Origin of the sequence: Peribacillus sp. NPDC094092 (assembly GCF_050279365.1) — a bacterium.
Classification (GTDB): Bacteria; Bacillota; Bacilli; order Bacillales; family DSM-1321; genus Peribacillus.
The window spans coordinates 1,592,739-1,615,980 of record NZ_JBNNUC010000001.1 but is presented as its reverse complement, the minus strand read 5'-3'; the positions used below and the strand labels follow the sequence as shown (position 1 = coordinate 1,615,980).

The 23,242-nt window shown below is 39.9% G+C and carries 19 protein-coding genes; 13 read left to right on the top strand and 6 right to left on the bottom strand.

The genetic code is table 11. The features are described from left to right. The first annotated feature begins 211 nt into the window (after nt 1-211). Nucleotides 212-1,570: a glycosyltransferase family 2 protein gene (locus ACQKNS_RS07770; protein WP_427641897.1), complete on the top strand. Its 1,359-nt coding sequence runs from the start codon at nt 212-214 to the stop codon at nt 1,568-1,570. Between the two features lie 332 nt (nt 1,571-1,902). Here ACQKNS_RS07770 and ACQKNS_RS07765 read toward each other — a convergent pair whose 3' ends face one another. After that, nucleotides 1,903-3,096, bottom strand: a complete 1,194-nt coding sequence (locus ACQKNS_RS07765) for a chromate transporter (protein ID WP_427641896.1) — start codon at nt 3,094-3,096, stop codon at nt 1,903-1,905. Nucleotides 3,097-3,555: 459 nt separating this feature from the next. On the opposite strand from ACQKNS_RS07765, the gene ACQKNS_RS07760 reads away from it, so the two are divergent. The 4 genes from ACQKNS_RS07760 (at nt 3,556) to ACQKNS_RS07745 (ending at nt 5,623) form a co-directional block, all read left to right on the top strand. Next, nucleotides 3,556-3,981 (top strand): MarR family winged helix-turn-helix transcriptional regulator, encoded by a 426-nt coding sequence (locus ACQKNS_RS07760; RefSeq protein WP_427641895.1) that lies wholly within the window; start codon nt 3,556-3,558, stop codon nt 3,979-3,981. After that, nucleotides 3,965-4,306: a DUF3147 family protein gene (locus tag ACQKNS_RS07755; protein ID WP_427641894.1), complete on the top strand. Its 342-nt coding sequence runs from the start codon at nt 3,965-3,967 to the stop codon at nt 4,304-4,306. Before ACQKNS_RS07760 ends, ACQKNS_RS07755 begins: the two co-directional genes overlap by 17 nt. Before the next feature lie 310 nt (nt 4,307-4,616). Continuing rightward, nucleotides 4,617-4,757, top strand: a complete 141-nt coding sequence (locus ACQKNS_RS07750) for a hypothetical protein (protein ID WP_157831099.1) — start codon at nt 4,617-4,619, stop codon at nt 4,755-4,757. Nucleotides 4,758-5,011: 254 nt separating this feature from the next. Continuing rightward, nucleotides 5,012-5,623, top strand: a complete 612-nt coding sequence (locus ACQKNS_RS07745; RefSeq protein ID WP_427641893.1) for an RraA family protein — start codon at nt 5,012-5,014, stop codon at nt 5,621-5,623. A gap of 78 nt (nt 5,624-5,701) precedes the next feature. Here ACQKNS_RS07745 and ACQKNS_RS07740 read toward each other — a convergent pair whose 3' ends face one another. Then, on the bottom strand, nt 5,702-6,571 hold the full coding sequence (locus ACQKNS_RS07740) for a LysR family transcriptional regulator (protein WP_427641892.1): 870 nt from the start codon (nt 6,569-6,571) through the stop codon (nt 5,702-5,704). 218 nt (nt 6,572-6,789) lie between these two features. Here ACQKNS_RS07740 and acnA point away from each other — a divergent pair, with 218 nt between their 5' ends. Together acnA and ACQKNS_RS07730 are read left to right on the top strand one after the other, a co-directional pair. After that, on the top strand, nt 6,790-9,543 hold the full coding sequence (gene acnA / locus ACQKNS_RS07735; protein ID WP_427641891.1) for an aconitate hydratase AcnA: 2,754 nt from the start codon (nt 6,790-6,792) through the stop codon (nt 9,541-9,543). A gap of 133 nt (nt 9,544-9,676) precedes the next feature. Continuing rightward, the gene (locus ACQKNS_RS07730; RefSeq protein WP_427641890.1) at nt 9,677-10,978 is read left to right on the top strand and encodes a CitMHS family transporter; all 1,302 of its coding nucleotides are present in this window, start codon (nt 9,677-9,679) and stop codon (nt 10,976-10,978) included. Between the two features lie 554 nt (nt 10,979-11,532). On the opposite strand, the gene ACQKNS_RS07725 is transcribed toward ACQKNS_RS07730, so the two are convergent. After that, on the bottom strand, nt 11,533-13,149 hold the full coding sequence (locus ACQKNS_RS07725) for a PucR family transcriptional regulator (RefSeq protein ID WP_427641889.1): 1,617 nt from the start codon (nt 13,147-13,149) through the stop codon (nt 11,533-11,535). A 521-nt stretch (nt 13,150-13,670) separates the two neighbouring features. Between ACQKNS_RS07725 and allC the strand changes: the two genes are divergently transcribed. The 3 genes from allC to ACQKNS_RS07710 are packed head-to-tail and all read left to right on the top strand — an operon-like array spanning nt 13,671 to nt 17,606. Next, nucleotides 13,671-14,918 carry an allantoate deiminase gene (allC, locus tag ACQKNS_RS07720; protein ID WP_427641888.1) on the top strand — a complete coding sequence of 416 codons (1,248 nt, stop codon included), beginning with the start codon at nt 13,671-13,673 and terminating at the stop codon, nt 14,916-14,918. Between the two features lie 15 nt (nt 14,919-14,933). Continuing rightward, nucleotides 14,934-16,196 carry a pyridoxal-phosphate-dependent aminotransferase family protein gene (locus ACQKNS_RS07715; RefSeq protein ID WP_427641887.1) on the top strand — a complete coding sequence of 421 codons (1,263 nt, stop codon included), beginning with the start codon at nt 14,934-14,936 and terminating at the stop codon, nt 16,194-16,196. Between the two features lie 30 nt (nt 16,197-16,226). After that, nucleotides 16,227-17,606: an allantoinase gene (locus ACQKNS_RS07710; RefSeq protein WP_427641886.1), complete on the top strand. Its 1,380-nt coding sequence runs from the start codon at nt 16,227-16,229 to the stop codon at nt 17,604-17,606. Nucleotides 17,607-17,770: 164 nt separating this feature from the next. Here the strand turns inward: ACQKNS_RS07710 and ACQKNS_RS07705 are convergent, their stop codons facing one another. Genes ACQKNS_RS07705 through ACQKNS_RS07695 form a run of 3 tightly spaced genes read right to left on the bottom strand, consistent with a single transcriptional unit; the run spans nt 17,771 to nt 20,134 of the window. Further along, a complete protein-coding gene (locus ACQKNS_RS07705) occupies nt 17,771-18,217 on the bottom strand; it encodes a PaaI family thioesterase (RefSeq protein WP_427641885.1) in 447 nt (148 codons plus the stop codon). A gap of 16 nt (nt 18,218-18,233) precedes the next feature. Beyond that, the gene (locus ACQKNS_RS07700; protein ID WP_427641884.1) at nt 18,234-19,784 is read right to left on the bottom strand and encodes a solute symporter family protein; all 1,551 of its coding nucleotides are present in this window, start codon (nt 19,782-19,784) and stop codon (nt 18,234-18,236) included. After that, nucleotides 19,781-20,134, bottom strand: coding sequence for a DUF485 domain-containing protein (locus tag ACQKNS_RS07695; RefSeq protein WP_427641883.1), 354 nt, complete (start codon nt 20,132-20,134; stop codon nt 19,781-19,783). The genes ACQKNS_RS07700 and ACQKNS_RS07695 overlap by 4 nt, the downstream gene beginning before the upstream one ends. Before the next feature lie 264 nt (nt 20,135-20,398). Between ACQKNS_RS07695 and ACQKNS_RS07690 the strand changes: the two genes are divergently transcribed. The 3 genes from ACQKNS_RS07690 (at nt 20,399) to paaA (ending at nt 23,242) form a co-directional block, all read left to right on the top strand. Further along, a complete protein-coding gene (locus ACQKNS_RS07690) occupies nt 20,399-21,727 on the top strand; it encodes a phenylacetate--CoA ligase family protein (RefSeq protein ID WP_427641882.1) in 1,329 nt (442 codons plus the stop codon). Nucleotides 21,728-21,919: 192 nt separating this feature from the next. Then, the gene (locus tag ACQKNS_RS07685; RefSeq protein WP_427641881.1) at nt 21,920-22,159 is read left to right on the top strand and encodes a ferredoxin; all 240 of its coding nucleotides are present in this window, start codon (nt 21,920-21,922) and stop codon (nt 22,157-22,159) included. Between the two features lie 126 nt (nt 22,160-22,285). Beyond that, complete coding sequence (gene paaA, locus ACQKNS_RS07680; RefSeq protein ID WP_427641880.1) at nt 22,286-23,242, top strand: 1,2-phenylacetyl-CoA epoxidase subunit PaaA; 957 nt, start codon at nt 22,286-22,288, stop codon at nt 23,240-23,242.

Here is a 23,242-nt window from a genome sequence, read left to right as displayed (position 1 = left end):
GAAAATACCAGGACAGGAATTTTCTTATAGGGGTACCGCAAATACAGTTCTAGTATCTATAAAAGAATCCATTACGTGTTTTTGGATTTCCCTGAAATACGTGGAGTATATATCCATTTTCTTATTTACCCTCAAAAAAGCTACATTCCTCTTGAATTATATTGAGAGAAAGCAATATTATTTTGCTATTCTTTTAAGGAGGATTGTTTTATTGGGTATTTTTATCGTAATTTTGTTCTGTTTATCTATTGTTTTTTCTTTACTTCATTTGTTCCATTGTTTACCTTGGTTTCGTGAACAAAGCGAAGGGATTAAACAAAATCTTGCAAAGGAAAAAGGAATTAGTATTCTAGTTCCTTGTTACAATGAGCAGGGAATTATAGAAACCTCCATTAAGAGTATGAAATCATTAGCTTATTCACAGTTTGAGGTCATTTATATCAATGATGGTTCAGATGATAAGACTATGATTCTCTTCCATAAATTTCTAAAGTTAAAGCCATGTTCAAAATCTGCACTTAGAAAGCTTTCCCATAAGAAAGTAGAAAATTTTTATCAATCCAAACTTTATCCCAATATCTACGTTATAGATAAAAAGAATGGGGGAAAAGCTGATTCCTTAAATGCAGGTATTGAATATTCCAGTCAAGGTTTGATTGTAACATTAGATGCTGACACCATTTTGACAGAGCGGGCCTTATCAATTGTTAACAACACATTTGAGGATAAGGATGTAGTGGCTGCAGGTGGTATGGTGCATGTTTTGCAAACGAAAACATCTAATCCTTTGAGATATTTGTCTTTACTTCATACAAATATGCTAGTTCGTGTCCAAATGTTGGATTTCCTAAAAGCATTCTATATTACAAAAGTATCTCTTGCACGCTTTCATGCATTAGCCATCATATCCGGAGCATTTGGTATTTTTACAAAACAAGCTCTTGTTGATGTAGGAGGTTATCGAACAACAATAGGAGAAGATATTGATATAACACTGCGCATTCATAGGTACATATCTGGACAGAAAAAAAAGAAGATTGTTTTTGTACCAGAAGCTGTTTGTTATACAGAATTACCTGAAAACTGGAAGGATTTTATCAAGCAACGCATACGATGGCAAAAAGCATTTATTGATTGTTTTATCCATTTTAGATCCTTTTTTTGGAAAACGTTTTTCACTAAGCCGGTTTCCTTTTTCTACATAGCCGAATCTTTTCTAGTAGGGACCATCGGTACTTATGTTACGACAAGTATTTTTGTGATAAATAGCACATTAAACCCTCCTACTTTCTCTGGTTATTATATATTTACCTATTTGTCTTACATTTTTTTATTTAGTTTAACGTATGACTTGGTGGCAATTGGAATGGGTAAGCATTACGGGTTTACGTTTCAAAAGAAGGATAGATATCGCTTAATTATTACAATTATTTTTGATATATTCGTCTATCGATTTGTAACTTTGTATATTGTTATGTATGGAAGCATTGCTTATTTCTTTAACAAAGACTGGAATAAAGTTGCTCGAACAGGAAGAAATTATCAAACTGATTCCAAATCTGCAGCATAGCTTGAAATCTGGCCTGGTGCTCTGTTTCATTACACTGCATCTTTTTATGTCAATTTAGGCATCTGAAAGTCATTTATTGCGTTTATAGAAAAATTTCATATCGCACAATTTTCGAAGACCGCTCTTTTAAGGGGCGGTTATTTTGTTCGGTTGTAGCTTTAAATGAAGAATGTAGCTTTCATTATCGCAGCTTTTTCTAAGTTTATTTCAACAATAAGGTTGGACTAGGGACAGTCTTTTGTTATGGAACTAACGGTGCAGGTTAGTTCCATAGGAAAGATAGGATGAATAAGATAAAAATGTGTCAATAAAAGGTGAAACGATAAATCGGTTCATATTAACGTCATAAGTGAACCGCCAACAGCACCGGTTATCACTATAAACCAAGCAGGCAATTTCCAGTACACAAGCATACTAAATAAGATGGCAGCAAAAGCAAAATCTATAGGAGCTAAAATGGAGCTGTTCCATATGGGATTATAAAAAGCCGCAATCAAGATGCCTACAACTGCTGCATTTACTCCCATTAATGCCCCTTTTACTTTAGTATTACGGCGTAATGTATCCCAAAATGGCAATGTCCCTAAAATAAGAAGAAATGCAGGCAAGAAAATAGCAATTGTTGCTATTAAGCCACCTTGCCATCCATTTATCACGGCACCTATGTAGGCTGCAAACGTAAATAATGGACCCGGAACAGCTTGTGTTGCACCATATCCAACAAGAAATGCCTCTTTGTCCAGCCATCCAGTAGGGACAAATTCACGTTCAAGCAATGGCAAGACTACGTGTCCACCACCAAACACTAAAGAACCAGACCGGTAAAAGCTATCAAACAGGGCAATCCAATTTGATGAAGTAACTTCCCGTAAAATTGGAAGTAGAAACAGTAATCCGAAAAATAAAGCTAAACTAACAAATCCGAAACCGCGCGAAATCGGAAAATGGATTTTAGATCCAAAATTTTCGTCTTGTCGTTTATAAATTAGAAAACCAATCAATGCGGCCAGTATAATAATACAAACTTGCACATAGGCAGTCTGCCAAAGCAAGGTCCCAACCAAGGCTATTAATGCAATTGTCTTTCTCTTTATATCTGGGGTTAAATTTTTTGACATCCCCAAAATGGCTTGTGCAACTACGGCTACTGCCACTAGTTTTAATCCGTGGACCCAGCCTGCATTTGAAACATCCATTCCTTTGAAAAATAAAGCTAATATTACTAATGCTATCACCGAAGGCAGGGTAAAACCAAGAAAAGCTAAAATTCCACCGATGAAACCTCCCCGCATAACTCCAACTCCGATTCCAACCTGACTGCTAGCTGGACCAGGCAAGAATTGACACAAAGCAACTAAATCAGCATAGCTTTTTTCATCCATCCATTTTCTTCGCTTAACATACTCGTCATGAAAGTATCCTAAATGTGCTATTGGGCCACCAAACGATGTTAAACCAAGCCTTGTTGAAACTAATAGTATTTCAATCAGTGACTTAAAACTTCTGTTTGTTTTGTTTTGATCCACTAAAGTATTCCTCCTATTGATTTAAGTTCATAAGCTTTCTGGGCTTTCATAAAAAAATTTTTTCCTTTTTCAGTGGTCGAATTAAATTAATATTCCCATGGACGTTTCGTATTTAGATTCCATGTGTGAGAAAAGAATTTAAAGTACCTGAATTGACGGTTTATCCATGTCTTTTTAGTTCTTTGAACATCCAAAGACCAAAAACGATTATCTATATGGAAGTATACAAGTTATAAATATTTAGTTTCTAATTCCAGCAATTAATTTACACACTCTTAATATTTGATCATTTAAAAATCTTTTGTATTAACAGGTGCTTTAGCTAAAGATAGGAGCTGTCTTTTAAGGCAGCGCTTATATATGTAACTATCGTGGCAGGTTAGTTGAAGAAGTTGCTTATCATCCATTTATATCGTATTATAAGATATATTCGTAAAATACGATATAATGAGGGATAATATGTTAAAAGAAATTGTACAGTTAAATCAACTATGGACAGATATTTACTATCAATTACGTTATAAACACCAAGAAAAAATTACTCACCAAAGCATAAGGATTTTGCAAGTTATTCAAAAAGAAAATGAAGTAGGCATAAAAGAAATTGCTAACACAATTCATGTGTCTCACAACACAGCTTCAGAGCATATTAAACGGTTATTAGAAAAAAAGTATGTATTTAAAACCCGCAGCATCAAGGATGAGCGAAAGGTAATTTTAAAGCTTACTGACTTGGGAAGCGACATATTGCACCGTCATTCCAGTCTAGATGAAGAAAAGCTTAAACAACTTCTATTCGAAAAAATGAGTAATGAGGAAAGGAACCTGATCTTAGAAGCATTTACCTTATTAAAGGAGAGGGCAGAAGATGTTCACAACAGCTAAAATCATTGTTTCAGCTATTATAATTGGCATTATTACAGAAATATCACGAAGATATCCTCAACAAGGCGGAATAATTGCAGCTTTACCAATAGTTAGCGTTTTAAGTATCTTCTGGCTATATATACAGGGGGAGCATAAGGAAACATTAAGTAAATTTGCTTTAGGTGTGGCTTGGGGCATACCGGCAACAGTTGTTATGTTATTGATTATAGGAATAGCACTAAGACATTCGTTTCACTTATTTGTTTCAATTGGTCTAGGATTAATAGGCTGGCTTATATTTTTATTTGCTCAAGATATAATAGTTAAGCATATAGTTAGTTAACTTTTTATTAAAAAGTGGAAACATTTATAGCTTTTAATATTTAGGTAAATCCATAACGAAATTCATTACCAGAAGCTGATCAGCAGCTTCTTTTTTTTGAGCGAAAAGCACTAATTAAAAAGAGGGGGTATTTGACACCTAACGTACTTCTTTTTGTTGAGTGAGACGGTTAGGGAAGAACAATATGGGAAATACTAAGAGAATGAAAATGTTACCGAATTTTCAGAAAAATACATTGACGGGAAAATGCAGTTGTTATATATTATTAATAAGTTAAATTTATTGTTATATAACAGAAGGAGGAGTCAAGATGATGAACATTCAGGATAAAGCCTATGAAAGTTATTTAAAGATTTGTGAAAGGTATGAAATCGAGTCAATAAACTTCGATCGCTTCATCAAAAATTTAACCAAAGATCAATTGGATGAATACAGTAAATTAGCCGTTTAAATGAAAGGACGTGATTGCAAAAGATGGACCTCCCGGTTGATGTAGATGTAGAAGCCAGTTAGAAACCCCACCAGTTGCTATTGGGAACAGGTGGGGTTTTGTCATGTGTTTTAAGAGGCTCTTTTCATATAGATACACGTCATACCATTCGAATTTTATATAGATTGATATGAAAAATTGGAATTATTTATTTATCCCTTTTTATTAATATAATGAAATTAAGTCATTAAAGTTAATAGAGAGGTGTGTTTCTATTGAGTATTATTGAAAGGTTTTCTGAAATTCCTACAACATGCATATCAGATACCATGAAAGGACTTAATAACTTATCCCCCACCATTAAGCCAGTTAAAGATGGTTATCGAGTTGCAGGGAGAGCTTTTACGGTAAAAATGCCTGTTGGTGATAATCTTGTTGTCTTAAAAGCAATTCGTGAGGCCAAACAAGGTGATGTTTTGGTTATTGATGCAAAAGGAGATACGTATCGAGCGATAGCAGGAGATTTTATTGTTGGTATGGCGCAAACATTGGGGATTAAGGGAATCATCGTCGATGGAGTAGTTCGCGACCTTGAAGGCATTAAGGACTTGAACTATCCAGTATTTTGCAAGGGAACGACTATTGCTGCAAGTGGAAAAGCGGGTATGGGTGAAATGAATGTCCCTATTTCCTGCGGCGGGACAACGATACATCCGGGAGATATTATTGTTGGTGATATTGATGGTGTAGTCGTAATTCCTAAACAGGTAGAAGAAAAAGTTTTAGATCAATCATTGGAAAAATTAGAACAGGATAATAAGCGAGCAGAGAAAGTTTCAGGTAATCGAGAAGAAATTCGAAAATATCTGGATGAGTTTATTAAATAAATAGTCTTCATTTAAAAATAAACATTTGAAGGAATAGAAGGTAAAACTCTATCCTTTCAAATGTTTTTTTAATGAAATTTAAAGTGAATAAACATTCAAGGTTTTTACAAAATCCACAAATGCCCTGACAACATTCATATCTACTGATTCTTTATAATAAAACATCCAAGTTTTTTGGGTTAAGCTATTTCCTTTCTTATCTTTTAAGTCCATTTTATGAATATCTTTAATGCCATCTAAAAAAAGAGAAGGCATAATAGCATAGCCCAATCCGTTCAAAACCATTTCCTTACAAGTATCACCTTGGTCAACGGACATCGCGATGTATGGAGGCTGAGAATAATGTTCTGCCCACCAATTTTCTATGATCTGCTTATAGAGTTGATCTGTCCGGTAGTCGATTCTAGGGAGGTTGGGAAGGTCGGACAGGTTTATTTCATTTCTAGATACAATACAAAGCTCTTCTTCGAATAGTAAATGCTTTTCATCCGGCCAACTATAATCTCCGCGGATAAATCCGACATGAGAAACCTGATTATAAACTAAATTGAAAATATCTTTGCTATAGCCTGTGTCCACTTGGAACTCAACATCTGGATATCGTTCTTTAAACAATTTTAATAAAAGTGGTAACTTATATTTACTAATAAAATTGGAAACACCCAATCTTAAAGTTCCAGATACACTATGGTTGAAATTTTCTAGATCTTCTTTAATTTCGCGGAAGTAATGGAGCATTTCTTCGGCACGCTTAGCTAAATATTCCCCTTCTGGAGTGAACCGCACTCCTTTTATTCCCCTATCAACAATTTTAACCCCAAATTCTGTTTCAATTTGCTTAAGGCGTTTTGTAAGCGTTGGTTGGGCAATGAAAAGGCTTTGTCCAGCTTTTGTAATGCTTTTCTCATTAAATAATGTATGTAATATAAGCCAGTCACGATCATCCATTAGCTTTAACTCCCTTACAATTATCTTCATTTTCAAATAATGTAACTATTCATGCAATTACACTAGAACAATAACATAAACAGTGGAATTTGAAAAATGGCCGATGATTTAATATATAAAAGTTTCATAGTACCCTATGAAATATCAATATTATTCGCATGAGGAAATTTGAAATAAAATGAAATTAATAAGAACTTAGCAAAGGGGTCGAACGAAACTTGAATAGTGGAATTGAAGAACGATTTAATGTTCGGTCAGAGATTTACATTAATGAAAGGGTCTATAGGTATTATCGAATTAAAACATTAGAGGAAAATGGATTAGGGAATATTTCTCAATTACCTTACTCGATAAAGGTGTTATTAGAGGCTGCCATCAGAAATTATGATGGTGTAAGTGTAACGGAAGAGCATGTGCGTACATTAGCAAATTGGACAGTCAAACGGGACCGAAATCAGGAGGTACCATTTAAACCAGCACGTGTTCTTCTTCATGATACAACTGGATTACCAGCAATCGTTGATTTAGCTGCGATGCGTGAAACAATGAATCGCATCGGTGGAAACATAACGGATATTAATCCATTAATACCGGTGGACCTTGTAGTTGACCACTCCGTAACTGTTGACTATTTCGGCAGACAGGATGCGATGCAGTTAAATGAAAAGCTTAATTTTGAGAGAAACATGGAACGTTTTCGTTTTCTCCGCTGGGCTCAAGGATCTTTTACTAATTTTTCTGTAGTTCCCCCAGCAACGGGGATCATGCATCAAATTAATATGGAGTATCTATCTTCGGTTGTGGCGACAAAGGAAGATTGCGGTACAACAGTCGTGTATCCCGATTCACTTGTAGGAACAGATTCACATACAACAATGGTAAATGGACTAGGTGTAGTGGCTTGGGGAGTTGGCGGAATTGAAGCAGAAGCGGCGATGTTAGGTCAGCCAGTCTATTTTGTTATTCCTGAAGTAGTTGGGTTCAAATTAACGGGATCACTCCCGGAAGGTGCAACTGCAACAGATGTGGCACTGACTATTACAAGTCTCCTTAGAAGAAAAGGGGTTGTAGGTAAGTTCGTGGAATTTTTTGGTCCTGGAGTAGGGGGAATGAGCATTGCCGACCGAGCAACTGTTGCCAACATGGCACCAGAGTATGGTGCGACAATGGGCTTTTTTCCTGTAGATCGGGAAACATTGAACTACTTGAGGTTAATCGGCCGCAGTGAAGAGCAAATAGCGTTAGTTGAGGCTTATTATAAAGCCCAGGGTATGTTTATGGACAAAAATGACTTTGAACCCGTTTATTCTGATTTAGCTGTACTCGATTTATCTACGATAAAACCATGCCTTGCAGGTCCTAAACGCCCTCAGGATAAAGTTGAATTGACTGAGATGAAACAAAACTTTAATGAGGTTGCCCGTTCACCGATTGAAAAAGGCGGCTATGGATTGGATGAACTTGATTTAACAAAAGAGGTCCAAATGGAACAGGCTGTTGATGAAAAATCTGTAATTAAAAATGGATCGGTCGTTCTGGCTGCCATTACAAGCTGTACAAATACATCAAATCCGTCTGTATTAATCATGGCAGGTCTTGTGGCCCGAAAAGCTGTGGAAAAGGGTCTGCAAATACCCGCTTATGTGAAAACCTCGTTGACGCCGGGATCACGTGTTGTAACAGACTACCTAAAAGAATCGGGACTTTTAGGACATCTTGAAACACTTGGCTTCCATATAGCAGGGTACGGTTGTGCAACATGTATAGGCAATTCAGGACCGCTTCTTCCTGAAGTCAGCAAAGCAATCGTGGATCACGATTTAGTTGTAGCTGGTGTACTATCAGGTAATAGAAACTTTGAAGGCCGTGTCCACCCTCAGATTAAAGCAAATTATTTGGCATCACCGCCATTGGTTATTGCATATGCACTTGCAGGCACGGTTGATATAGATTTCACAAGTCAACCCATTGGTTATGATCATGCCGACCAGCCTGTTTATTTGCGAGACATTTGGCCATCTTCAATAGAAATTGGGGAATTGTTAAATAATGCTGTTCGTCCTGAATTATACAAAGAAAGATATAAAAGCGTATACGATGGAAATGTAAAGTGGAACTCGATTAAAATTCCTGAAGGGAATTTATATGAGTGGGATCCATCTTCAACATACATTCAAGAGCCACCTTTCTTTAAAGATCTTCCTGTACAGCCTGCAGATATAAAGGAAATTAAAGGTGGCCGTCTAATTGCAAAGCTTGGTGATTCAGTAACTACTGATCATCTATCTCCTTCTGGAGCAATAAAGCCGGATAGTTCATCAGGAATCTATTTACAACGGAAAGGGGTAAAGGTTAAAGATTTCAACTCTTATCCATCACGTCGTGGGAATCATGAGGTTATGATTCGAGCTGCATTAGCTAATATAAGAATTCGTAATCAATTAGTCCCTGGATCTGAAGGAGGCGTTACTAGGTACTTTCCAACGAATGAAATCATGTCCATCCACGAAGCTTCCTTAAAGTATCAGGAAAATGGTACACCATTATTTATTATTGCCGGTAAAGAATACGGTACTGGAAGTTCTCGAGACTGGGCTGCAAAAGGACCATTTCTTCTTGGGGTAAAAGCAGTCATTGCCGAAAGTTTTGAGCGAATTCATCGGAATAACTTAGTTGGAATGGGTGTTCTTCCTCTTCAATTTTTAGAAGGGCAAAATGCTTCATCACTTAATATTAATGGAAATGAAACGTTTGAGACCGTCGGCTTGAGTAATGGCATTAAACCAGGTCAATTGATAAAATTAAAAGTGATTCGTGAAGATAGCAGTTCCTTTGAATTTGAAGTTATAGTTCGTCTTGATAGTTCGGTGGATATTGATTACTACTATAATGGGGGTATTATGCAAACTGTTATACGCCAACTGGTTAAAAAGGAAGATGGCAGTTTAGCGGCAGAAGTCTTCCAAAAATAATTATGGGGTTTATTTTTTAATGGAGATTCGGGAAGTCAATTAGTCTTGAATTTCCCATTTCTATAATAAATGTTTTTTTATTAATTGTAGATGAATTGGATTGTAAGCGATTTCAACTGATTGGGGGGATTTGGTGATTGCTATATTAGGCTTTTTAATGATGATATGTTTTATCTTTTTTATCGTGACAAGAAGGATGTCTGCTTTGACTGCATTGATTGTTATTCCACTACTCTTTGCTATAGTCGGTGGATTTGGAAAAGACTTGGGGCCTATGGTGTTAGAAGGATTAATGGGTGTTGCTCCTACAGGAATCATGCTAATGTTTGCAGTCATGTATTTTGGAATAATGATTGAAGCTGGATTGTTTGATCCACTAATATCCAAAATTCTTTATATTGTTAAAGGAGATCCTTTAAAAGTAGTGATTGGAACGGCGGTTCTATCAAGTCTAGTTGCTTTAGATGGAGATGGTACGACAACCTACATCATAACAGTTTCAGCGATGTTACCTCTTTATATCCGTTTGGGCATTAACCCGCTCATCTTAACATGTGTATCAATGATGGCCTTTGGGGTAATGAACATTCTTCCATGGGGAGGACCTACTGCAAGAGCGATTAGTGCACTTAAACTTGATCCCAATGAAGTTTTTCTTCCTCTTGTACCAGTAATGGTAGGTGGTTTGCTATGGGTATTATTTACAGCATATATCCTGGGCAAAAAAGAACGTAAAAGATTAGGGGTTCTTGATCTTGATTTGGCCCATCATTTTTTAGCAAATCAAGAGCAAGCCTCAACGGTAGAAATAGATTTAAAACGGCCAAAATTAATATGGTTCAATTTATTGTTAACGCTTTCACTCATTGTTGCTCTTGTCCTAGGCATCCTAGCTCTACCAGTATTGTTTATCATGGCATTCTCACTGGCTTTATTGGCTAATTACCCTAATTTGGAAGTGCAAAAGAAAGTGCTTTCATCTCACGCTGACAGTGTTGTAATTGTTGTGGCTTTAATTTTTGCTTCTGGTGTTTTTACAGGGATTCTTTCGGGAACACACATGGTTGATGAAATGGCTAACAGCCTCATTTCAATAATTCCTGAGCAGCTGGGTTCGTCTTTTGCGCTCATAACAGCAATTACAAGTCTTCCTCTAACATACGTAATGGCAAATGATCCTTATTATTTTGGAGTAGTGCCTATTATCGCTAAAACTGCAGCGGCATATGGAGTGGATCCAGTTGAAATAGCGCGGGCTTCAGTACTTGGGCAACCGATACACGCGATGAGTCCATTAATTGCTTCGACCCATTTATTGGTTGGGATGGCAAAGGTGGATTTTGGTAAACATCAAAAATTCATCTTAAAATGGGCAGTGGGAACATCTGTAGTCATGATCATTATTGCTTTACTTACAGGCGCTATTCCATTATAGAAAGATTTTTAAGCCACTTTGGGGGTTTTTACGTAAGAAAATACATCAAACGGTTTGCGAAAATAATAGCTTGATATGAATCATTGTTTCGTCAGGATGATGATGAGAAAAACAAATAGAAGCGATCAAACAGAAACTGTCGGAGAAGATCTTCTCCGGCAGTTTTTAACTTCCCCCATGAGGAAAAAAGCGATTTCGTAGTTGCCCATTTTAGTGTTTTCTATGACCACCAGCTGAGCATCGAGCCTCCCGTCTGTATTTGTGACCGTCTGACTGGAGAAGCTGCCCCAGTCAGACGTCGATGATTTGTAAAAGGATAATTCAATCATCACGTTTTAGGCCGGTCGGCCTTTTGATTCCGGAAGCGACTGTAACCCAAAGCATTGAAAATCCCGCTTAAAGTGAATACAGGCGTTCTGCCCGGTAGCCTTTGACTATATCTTTTCCACTCATTTCCTTGCCGGTTATTTTTCGAATGGATAGCGGTAATTCGATTAAATAATTTTAGGTTATGGATATAGACAACTTGCATAAAGTGAGGAGAGGCTTGTGTTTTATAAATCAAGTAAGGATTTAATGCGAAGGGCAAGCCTGATCTGGAGTGTGGCCTCTGAATCTTTTAGGCTTTTGCCGAGCAGCTCTTCGCATTTCTCGAGTCTGTATACAACGGTGTTCCGATGTACGAATAATCTTTTGGCAGTTTCGGATATTTGGCAATGCGTTTCGAGATAGACAGATAATGTCTGTAATAAGGATTGCTCCTCCTCGGAGAAAACCTTTGAAAATCCCTGTAGTGCAAAATGGTAAAAATTCATGAGGTCTTCTTCTGGGATGACTCTCAATAATTCCATAATATCCTTCGTCCGGAATATTTGGATGTATTCGGTCCTTTTCGAAAGACCGCCTTCGAGAAGAGAGTCGTTCGCTTCTTTGTAAGCGTTCTTGGTCTGTAAAAAACTCGGGCTCATATGGCTCACCCCGAAAGAAATCGTGCAGCCGAACTGGCTGGCTGTTATCATTTGCAATGATTTTAGCGAAGTTTCGACAGTTTGGAGTACATCGGCAGAGACTTCGTTCACTTCGTATAACAGAATGCATTTCTTGCCTTTTGTAAAGAGGTGAATCGGATCATTCGATAGGCAAAGTTCATCTTCCAAAAACTCGTATATCGAATCAGCCCTTCGTTGCAGCTGTGTGTAACTTATGTCCGATTCGGGTTCGTCGATCTTTCCGACTGCGCATATAAAGGTTTGTTCATTGTGTAAGGAAAACTCTTTTGCTCGATTTATGATTTCCTCTTGGGAGGAGAAACTGCCATCAAGAAAATGAAGGAAGAAATCATTTCGGATATTCCGGTCATGCTGTTTAAGGGCATGTTCCTTCAACAAGGCAAAAGATATGACATTAGTTGCCTGTTCTATCGTCAATGTTATGAGGTTATCGCTAGTCTTGATTTCTCCCGATATCGTCAAATAACCAAATTTTTCTTCATTCAAATAGATGGGGAATACGGTATAGGGTTGTTTATTTGAAAGGGATGAAAACGAAAAGAATGATGTTTTGGTTTTATGGAATCGGAATCCCTCTTCGTTCATTTTTTTGATTATTGGAATAATTCCGGATGTTGAGATGGGATGGAATATCGGTTTTAGGTACTGATCAACTAATAAGATGGGGTATCCGATCATATTCGATAAATGATCAAGCAGCTTTTGAATTCCTTTCCCCCGCATGATTAAGTTTGTGAATTGTTTGTGTGTTTCCATGGCAAAAGTCAATTCCGCTGCACGTTGATCCAAAATCCCCCGTAATGTATGGTTGATGATCTCCCCGAGTGACAATTCTGCAGGGAGTTCAATGATTGGAAAGGATAAATCATTGGCAAGAACCAGTACATCCTCAGGTATCTCTTTTAGGTATCTTCTTGTCTTTATCCCTAGGGCGGCGCAGCCTTGATTTGCCATCGCTTCGACGAGTGATGATAAGTGGTGGGGCTTGTCCTTTACGTGATAAGCCGTTGTTACAAGGAATTCATTTGGTTTTAAAAAGTTGATGATATCCGGAGCATCCATCATATTGACTGTTTGGACTTCCCGTTCGATTCCTGTTCCTCCGGCTATTACATGCATGCCGGTTAAAGCAGGCAATGTTAAAAGTTCGCTAACTTTCATCTGAAACACCTCATTTTGGAAAAGTAGAGTATTGAGAGTGATTTTATAAAGTTGTGTATGAATCCAAAGAATTATTTAGTGCGATTACTGATGTTCATTACCATGCTTTGCGGATTCCATTATCATATCATACAAATCCTTTGGCATATCGTACAAATTGCATAGTTTGGGATGTAATGCGGAAAAGGGGAATGGTGGAAAATCAAAAGCAGGAGGAGCTTACTCTCGATCTGCAAGCGGAAGCACATATCGCGGCAGATAAGACGTCGATGCGCTTATCGTCAAATGGGGCTTAGGCGCGAATTATACAAGTTGAGGAAAAGAGGGTGTCCCTGTTACAAGGGCACCCTCTTCTATTGCGGGAAGTATTGTTTCGTTTTCGTTGGTCATTTTGCACAAAGAAACACCGAAATACTAACAATAATGTCAATGAAGTTATAGATGAAAGCAAGTAAAATAATAGATAACATATATTTGTGAATATTCATAACATGAATGGATATTGGAAGGGCGGCGATGGGATGGGCATTCAAATCGAAAAGTCCATAAATCAAAAGGACGAAGTTGCTACAATGATTGAATGGTTAGCATCTTTCGGGGCAACGGAGAGTGATGGGGTGACCCGGTTATTATATTCCGAGGAATGGATGAGCGCTCAGCAAGCATTGAAAGCTGAGATGGAAAAAGAAAACCTTATTACATATTTTGATAGTGTAGGCAACTTGTTTGGCAGGCTTGTGGGAACGGACCCCTCCGATGAAACCATTCTGACCGGCTCCCATATAGACACGGTCAAGGATGGAGGGAAATATGACGGTGCATATGGGGTCGTCGCTAGTTTCCTGGCAGTTAAGAGATTGTATAAAACCTATGGGCAGCCACGGAAGACGATTGAAGTCGTTTCCTTTTGTGAGGAGGAAGGAAGCAGATTTCCTTTAACGTTTTGGGGATCGAGGAATATTAAAGGAGTCTATGGTCTTGAGCATGTCAGGGATTTAAAGGATACTGAAGGAATTCCTTTTTTGGAAGCCATGAAAAAATCAGGATTTGAACCTGAAGCCTATATTCCCCCGGTCCGCGATGACATCGAACGGTTTGTTGAAATCCATATAGAACAGGGAATGGTGCTTGAAAAGAATAAGAATACGGTTGGGGTCGTCAGCCATATTGTCGGCCAGCGCCGTTATACGGTGAAAATCATTGGTGAGAGTGATCATGCGGGAACCACTCCCATGTCCTATAGGAAGGATGCAGTCGGTTTTGCTTCTGAATTCATTTCCTTTTTAACGAAAAAAGCGAAGGACATGGACCCGAGTTTAGTTGCGACGGTCGGCAGAATGGATGTTAAACCTAATGTCCCGAATGTCATTGCTGGTGAAGTGGAGTTCAGTCTCGATATCAGGCACTACGAGGAAGTGGTTCTTGAAAGGTTTTGTCAGGAAATCTTTTCGACTTTCGATTCCTTGGCAAAAGAAGGTGAAATGAAGCTGGAGGTTTCACAATGGATGGATGTCAAACCTGTCGCCATGGATCGGGAGATGAATCGCCTTGTCCGAAAGATAGCTGAAGATAAAAATATACCTTACCAAGATATGGTCAGCGGAGCCGGGCATGATGCACAGGTGTTTGGTTCGTATTGTCCGACTTGCCTGCTGTTCGTTCCAAGTAAGGGGGGGATCAGCCATTCGCCTAAGGAGTTTACGAGTGTTGCGGATATGGAAATGGGAATCGACGTTTTAAGTGAAATACTATATAAATTAGCCTATTAAAAGGAGTTGGTTAAAATGGCATATTCAGAATTGAATGCACCGATGAGAACGATCATGACACCAGGCCCGGTCGAGGTGGACCCGCGTGTCTTAAGGGCGATGAGCACACCGATACTAGGGCAATTCGATCCTGCATTCACTACTATCATGAATGAAGTGATGGAAATGCTGCGTTTGGTTTTTCAAACGAAAAATAAATGGGCGTTCCCGATAGATGGCACCTCAAGATCGGGCAATGAAGCGCTTCTATGCAGCATCATTGAGCCAGGGGATAAGGTTCTGGTTCCTATATTCGGAAGATTCGGTCACCTGTTGGTGGAAATTTGTGAGCGATACGGAGCTGAAGTCCATACGATGGAATGTCCTTGGGGAGAGGTGTTCGAACCGAAAGCTGTCATTGAGGAAATCAAGAAGGTCTCCCCTAAAATAACAGCAATCGTCCATGGGGAAACTTCCACTGGTTGTATGCAGCCTTTGAAGGAAATCGGGTTGGCATGCCGTGAATTGGGTGTCCTGCTTGTGGTGGATGCGGTTGCTTCCATCGGGGGCACCGATGTAAAGGTGGATGAATGGTACATTGATGGATTGATAGGCGGTACACAAAAGTGCTTGTCCGTTCCTTCGGGTATGGCACCCATTACGTATAACGAGCGAATAGAAGAAATCATCCAGTCCCGCAAAAAGGTGGAACGTGGCATTGCGACGGATGAAGATAACCAAAAGGTTTCGGTCCGCCGTCCGATCACCAGTAATTATTTCGATTTAAGCATGCTGCAGGATTATTGGGGCCCGCGCCGTTTGAATCACCATACAGAAGCGACTTCCATGATTTATGCGTTACGTGAAGGATTGCGCCTGGTGCTTGAAGAAGGTCTGGAAACGCGCTTTGCCCGTCATGAACTTCATGAAGCTGCTCTCGTTGAAGGGATCAAGGCGATGGGGTTAACGTTATTCGGGGATGGAAAAAACAAACTTCCATGTGTAACCTGCATCGAAATTCCAAAAGGAATCGACGGTGAAGCTGTAAGAGCCATGCTGTTGAATGAATTCAGTATCGAGATCGCGTCCTCATTTGGTCCACTTCACGGAAAAATTTGGAGGATTGGGACGATGGGTTTCAGTTGCAGAAAAGAAAACGTCCTCTTTGTATTGGCTTCCTTGGAAGCTGTCCTTTTGCGTCAGGGGTTCCAGGTTAATCGGGGAGAGGCTTTGCAGGCTGCACTGGATGTGTATGTGGGAAAGACGGAGAAAGTGCTTGCATCAAGGGAATCTCTTTGATTATAAAAATATTTTGGAGGAGTGGTCCGTGTGTCTAGATATGATCTTATTATCCGCAATGGATATGTAGTTTTTCCTGATGAAGTGAAGAAAGCTGATCTTGCCATCCAAGATGGGGTGATTGCCAAGGTCGGGGATCTTCTGGATGATAAAGCGGATGTAGAATATGAGGCGGGTGGCCAGCATATCTTTCCGGGTATGATTGATGTCCATGTGCATTTTAGCGAACCTGGCCGCGCACATTGGGAAGGCTTTGAAACAGGATCGCAAATGATGGCGGCGGGAGGCTGCACCACATATTTCGATATGCCATTGAACGGAATCCCTTCAACCATCGATCGAAAGGCTCTTCTTGAAAAGGGCAGGCTCGGTGAGATGAAGTCAGTTATAGACTTTGGATTATGGGGGGGATTGGTCCCGGGAAATATCGATGATTTAGAGGATCTCGCCAAATCAGGAGTCATTGGATTTAAAGCCTTTCTCTCAGCGACAGGGAATGAGGAGTTTGAGCGAGCGGATGATTTCACCCTTTTACATGGAATGAAGAAAATTGCAGAATTGGGCAAGGTCTTGGCACTTCATGCGGAAAGTGATCATATCACTCAGTGGTTAAAGCAGGAAAAAGAGAAGAATGGACTATCCAGTGCGAATGATTATGCAGCTACAAGACCTGTGCAAGCGGAAGCGGAGGCAGTGGGACGTGCCATTACATATGCAGAGTTAACAGGCTGTCCGCTGCACTTTGTCCATATTAGCAGTAGTTTGGCCATCGAAAAAATTCAATCGGCCAAACAAAGGGGACTGGATGTGACGGTTGAGACGTGTCCGCATTATTTATTATTCAATCAGGATGATTTAATAGAAAAAGGCGCGGTTGCAAAATGTGCTCCCCCACTAAGGGGAAGAGAAGAACAAGGAAGATTGATTACCTATTTAATGGAGGGGAAATTCGATATGATTTCTTCCGACCATTCACCATGCCCTTATGAGCTGAAAGATCCTGCCATACATAATATTTTTGAAGCGTGGGGGGGAATAAGCGGGGGGCAATTTTCGCTGATGTCGATGATAGAATTGGCAGTTTTACACGGTATCCCGCTTCATAAAGTCGCTGAGTGGACAGCTTCAGCCCCGGCAAAAAGGTTCGGTCTCTCTTCTAGGAAAGGACAAATTAAGGAGGGGATGAATGCAGACCTTGCTATCGTTTCCCTTAATGGTACGCATGAAGTTTCGGAATCGAATTTTTTTGCGAAACACAAGCATAGCGTTTATATGGGCCATACCTTTCCTTGCCATATCACGGGTACCATTAATAAAGGGAAAATAGTTTATCAGACTGATGTAATAAGAGAAGGGGAGCGTGGGGAGTGGTTAAAAGTGATAGATTCCAGTATTGCGGTCAATAACTAGGGAGAAGGCTTTGCAAATAAGGTTCGGGGCAATTGAAATCATTATAATGGAGGGGGGGATACCGAAACGGTAATCCCCCCTTTTTTATCAGCTTTGTGTATGTATCAACGGCAAGAAAGGGCCCGGACAAGTGGATTGTTTGCTTGTCCGGGTTCAAACGTTACTCATTCAACTTGGTCGACGAAATATTGATTTTTCCTGAATACCATGGCTTCCATGGTTGCGATCAATTCCCTTTCATTTAACACCTCTATTTTATACCATGCCAGTTTATGGTTTTTCTTTATCTCTTCCGCTCTAGCGGTTAAAGTCTCCCCCCGTTTGCCAGCTGATAAGAAGTTGATGTTATTTGAAACGCCAACCGCTATTTTGCCATATGAATTGCTGGCTGCTGCGAACACATAATCAGCAAGTGAAAAGATAATGGCACCGTGAACCGTTCCATGTGCATTAAGCATATGGTCATTTGGAATCAATTCTGCTTCCGCTGTGCCGGGACCGAGTTTCGTCAATCTCATCCCGAGGAAAGAAGCATATGGTTCATCGACCAGTACTTGTTTGATTTGGTCATAATGCAATTCGTGAACATCTTGATCTAAATGTGTGGTCATGGAAATCCCCCTTTTTTTAATGGTCTTTTGCCGAACTTATCCCATATCCGGTGTTGGATTTGAACAGTACTTCAGGAAAACTGTTTTCCTCATCATTTGCTTTTGACAAGATTGTACCTAAGTAGGCTCCGATAAAGCCAAGCGGTACGGTGAAAATGGTCGGGTTGCTCATCGTGAAGAGGGGATTGCCCGTGAAAATACCCATCCCAGGTTCCGGATTCCATACATTGGGACTGAGCATGACCAGTATGATGGAACTGAGTAACCCGAATAACATTCCTGTGATCGCTCCGGTTGCGTTGAAGCGTTTCCAATAGATTGTGCAAAGGATGATTGGTAAATTGGCACTTGCAGCAATTCCAAGCGCAAGGACTGAAAGAAAGGCGACATTCATTGACTGTGCAAATAAAGCAAGTAAAATCGAAATGACAGCTACGCCGACAGAGGCCATTCGGGCGACGAGTATTTGCTGTTTTTCCGTAATCTTTCCTTCCTTGATGATTTCACCGTATATGTCATGTGCAAAAGCGGATGCCGAAGTTAAAACAAGACCGGATACAACCGCTAAAATCGTTGCAAATGCCACAGCAGAAACAAATGCGAATAAAAATTCACCGCCCATGGTTAATGCAAGAAGGGGAGCGGCCATGTTTCCAGCCGAGTTTGCTGCGACGATCCGCTCAAAACCGACGAAAGATGCAGCACCGAAACCAAGGAAAATCGTCATGATGAAAAATATCCCTATAAACCATGTGGAATATACGACGGATTTCCTTGCAGTAGCTGCGTCCTTTACTGTAAAGAAACGGACGAGTAAATGCGGAAGGCCTGCTGCTCCAAGGACAAGCGACATATTAAATGAAATCATGTCGAGTCCATCTGTGTATTTATTTCCAGGATTCAAAAATTCCTTTCCGAGTGGTGTTGCAGTTTGGACATGATGGAACATCTCTGAAATGTTGAAATTAAAACGGGAAAAGACGATGAACGTCAGCACAGCGGAACCGCCTAGTAAGAGAACCGCTTTGGTGATCTGCACCCAGCTTGTCGCCCTCATCCCGCCGAAAATTACATAAATCGTCATCAGCACACCGACAAGTAGGACGGATAGCCAATAATCGATGCCGAGCAGCAGTTTAATTAGTCCCCCTGCACCAACAAGTTGTGCAATCATGTAAAAGATTGAAATGACAAGTGTATTGGCAGCAGCTATCCCTCGCACTTTTTTTGATTTGAAGCGTGCTGAAATCATGTCTGCCAGCGTAAACTTACCTAGATTGCGAAGTGGTTCCGACACAAGGTACAATAAGACAAGAAAGGCAACTAGGTTCCCGATGCTCATGTAAAAGCCATCGAATCCAATCAGTGCGATTGCACCTGTAATTCCGAGGAAAGAAGCGGCTGACATAAAGTCACCTGCTACGGCCAATCCATTTTGCCATGCTGTCAATCCGCCGCCGGCAGTATAAAAATCACTGGCATTTTTCGTTTTTTTAGAAGAGTAATAAGTTATTGTAAGCGTTAACAAAATGATGCCCAAGAAAAGTGTGAGGGATAAAATGCTCATTCGCCAAGCTCCTTCTCATATTTTTTCAAGATATTTTTAGCCAGCTTGTCGTACTTCACTGCTTTTTTGATATAGACAATTCCTCCTAACCATACGACGGCAAATTGGAGAAGTGCATATACCCATGCCCAAGTAATATTGAAAAAAGCTTCACCTTTCAATATTTCGCTATAAGCAGCTAAAATAGGCAGAATAAAATAAAAAGCAAGAAAGAAGAGAGTGACAGGTACGATGAAAGCCTTTTTCTTTTGAAGCAAATACTTGAATTCTTCCGTTTCAATTAATTGACGATACTTGTTTCCGCTGTCATGACCTGATGATGAATGCCCAGTTTTAGCTGGTGATTCCATAGTAATCCCCCTTTTTGGTATAGTACGTTTTTAAAACGAAGATTTGATAAAATGATATATCATTGTTAAAATTAACATAGTCTGAAAATTTAGTAAATTAATATTTTTGTTTGTTCGGTCATTTTCTGAATTTATAAAACATTATTGACAACGTAGAAATGACGTATTAATCTAAAAATAAATCATAACAATAATTTAATCTCCGTTTTATTAACGTTATGTATGTCAGATGGGACAATAGTAAAATTGAGGGGGACTTAAACAATGTACAATCCGGAAATTGAAACGGCTTCGCGTGCTGAAATGGAAAGTTTACAATTGGCTCGCTTAAAAAAAACGATAAGCCATGTATATGAAAATGTGCCTTATTACAGAGAAAAATTTAAGGAGATGGGTCTTGAACCAGAAAATATACAAACCCTAAATGATGTGATAAAGCTTCCCTTTACAAAAAAGCAGACTCTCCGTGATCAGTATCCATTCGGTTTATTCGCCGTTCCGATGGAGGATGTCACACGCATTCATGGTTCATCCGGAACAAGCGGAAAGCCTACAATTGTCGGATATACGAAAAATGATTTGGAAAATTGGGCAACAATCGTCGCACGTGGAATTGTGGCAGCAGGAGGACGTAAGTCAGATATTTTCCATAATGCATATGGATATGGTCTGTTCACCGGGGGCCTTGGTTTGCATTGCGGTGCAGAAAAGCTAGGAGTTGCGACAGTGCCCATTTCAGGGGGAAATACCGATCGGCAGATTACGATCATCAATGATTTTAAACCGCGCGGTATTTGCGGAACCCCTACTTATATATTGAATATTGCCGAAAAGATGGAAGAGATGGGGATCGATCCTGCAGATAATGGGCTCGAGTATGGAATTTTCGGAGCTGAGCCATGGTCAGAGGAAATGAGGGCAACTCTTGAGAGAAAATTGAATTTGAAAGCTATCGATATTTACGGACTAAGTGAAATCATGGGGCCCGGCGTTGCGATAGAATGCCATGAAGCACAGGATGGGCTGCATATCGCAGAAGACCATTTTCTAGTCGAGGTCATTAATCCGGACACGCTTGAACCAGTGGAGGACGGCGAAGATGGGGAACTTGTCTTTACAAGCCTTACAAAGGAAGCGCTGCCAATCATTCGTTATCGGACGGGTGATATCGCCTCAATTACCCATGAACCTTGTAAATGCGGGCGTACCACAACTAGAATGTCCCGTGTCAAAGGCAGGACGGATGATATGATCATAGTCAGGGGAGTGAATGTATTTCCTTCTGAAATTGAGCGTGTATTATTCCAAATGAAGGGAATTGTACCTCATTATCAGATTCATCTCGTTAAGAAGGGGAAAATGGACGGTGTTGAACTGCACATTGAAATTGAAAGCGGTTTCTATAGGGAGATTGAAGAGGACCTAACGCATGGGAATGTGGAGATATTAAGGAAAACGATACAGCATCATTTGAAATCCACATGCCTTGTAACGATGGATGTTATTGTTAACATTCCAAAAAGCATCCCCCGTTCAGAAGGGAAAGCCATTCGCGTCGTTGATAAGCGGAAGGATGAAGTCATTAGTTTATAAGTTCCGTGTTCATGAACATGATTGACGTTCATTATGGCTGCTTATGTACCGATTGAAATACGGGAAGCAAAAGAACTCGAACAAGTGGTGCGAAAACGCGATACATAAAGCGGATGCATTAGTGGTTAACCATGGGTTTATCTATGGAAGCGGAGCTGGAACCTATCATGAAATAGAAAGGAGGAGGGCATCTTGGCTAAATATACAGTTGTTGATCAAGAAACTTGCATTGCATGCGGTGCATGCGGTGCCGCTGCCCCGGAAATCTTTGATTACAATGATGAGGGGATGGCATTTGTCATCCTGGATGAAAATGAAGGAACTGCAGAGGTCACGGAGGATTTATTTGATGATCTGGATGATGCACTGGAAGGCTGCCCAACAGATTCAATTAAAGTGGAAACCTCGCCCTTTAAGGTTTTAGTGGATTAAAAGAGTTGTGGAATCCACTAGTAAATTCCTTTTATCATAAAAAAGACAGAATAGTCTTGCATTGAATATAACAATAAAATATAATAACGTTATATAAACGTTATATTATAAATAGAGGTGATTTGGATGAACGTTCTTCTAAATGATATGGCAGGAGAAGAAAAGCTAAATCAATTCATTGCCAGAATCGAAGCAGGGGAAAAGATAGAAGCGGATGATTGGATGCCGGAAGAATACCGGGGCACTTTAATCAAGTTAATATCGATGCATGGGATCAGTGAAATCATGGGGGCGCTTCCAGAAAAGGAATGGGTGCCTAAAGCCCCGACATTAAATAGAAAACTTGGAATCATGGCAAAGGTGCAGGATGAAATGGGGCATGGGCAATTATTGCTTCGGGTAGCCGAGGATTTGCTAAAGCCGTACGGAAAAAAACGGGATGACCTCATGCAAGATTTGTTTAAAGGAGATTTAAAGTTTCATAATGTTTTCCATATGGAAGCCAAATCCTGGGGCGATGCCGGATTGATTGGATGGCTGGTTGATGGTGCAGCCATCATTTCACAGACGAACATGCTTGGCGCCTCATACGGACCTTATGCCCGGGCACTACAAAGGATTTGCGCGGAAGAAGTTTTTCACGCCCAACATGGTGAAGCGATCATCATGGCTTTGGCTGAAGGGACGGAAGAACAAAGGAAATTGGTTCAAGACTCCATCGATTATTGGTGGGAATCCTTATTACTTTTCTTTGGACCTCCCAGCAAGAATGAAGTGGGCACATCCAAACAGGATATAACGATTAAGTACAGAATCAGAACAAGTACGAATGAAGAGCTTCGACAAGCCTTTTTTTCTAAATATGTGAAGCGGATCCTTTCACTCGGTTTTAGCATTCCCGATGAAACGCTTAGGTTTGATAAAGCCTCCGAAACCTGGATTTACAAACAACCCGATTGGGGGAAATTGAAGGTGCTCGCAAGGAATGAAGGCCCCCGTTCGCAGGATCGCTTAAGCCTTCGGAGAATTTCCTATGAAAATAATAAATGGGTACGTGAGGCGCTGGCGCCAAAGGTCATCTAA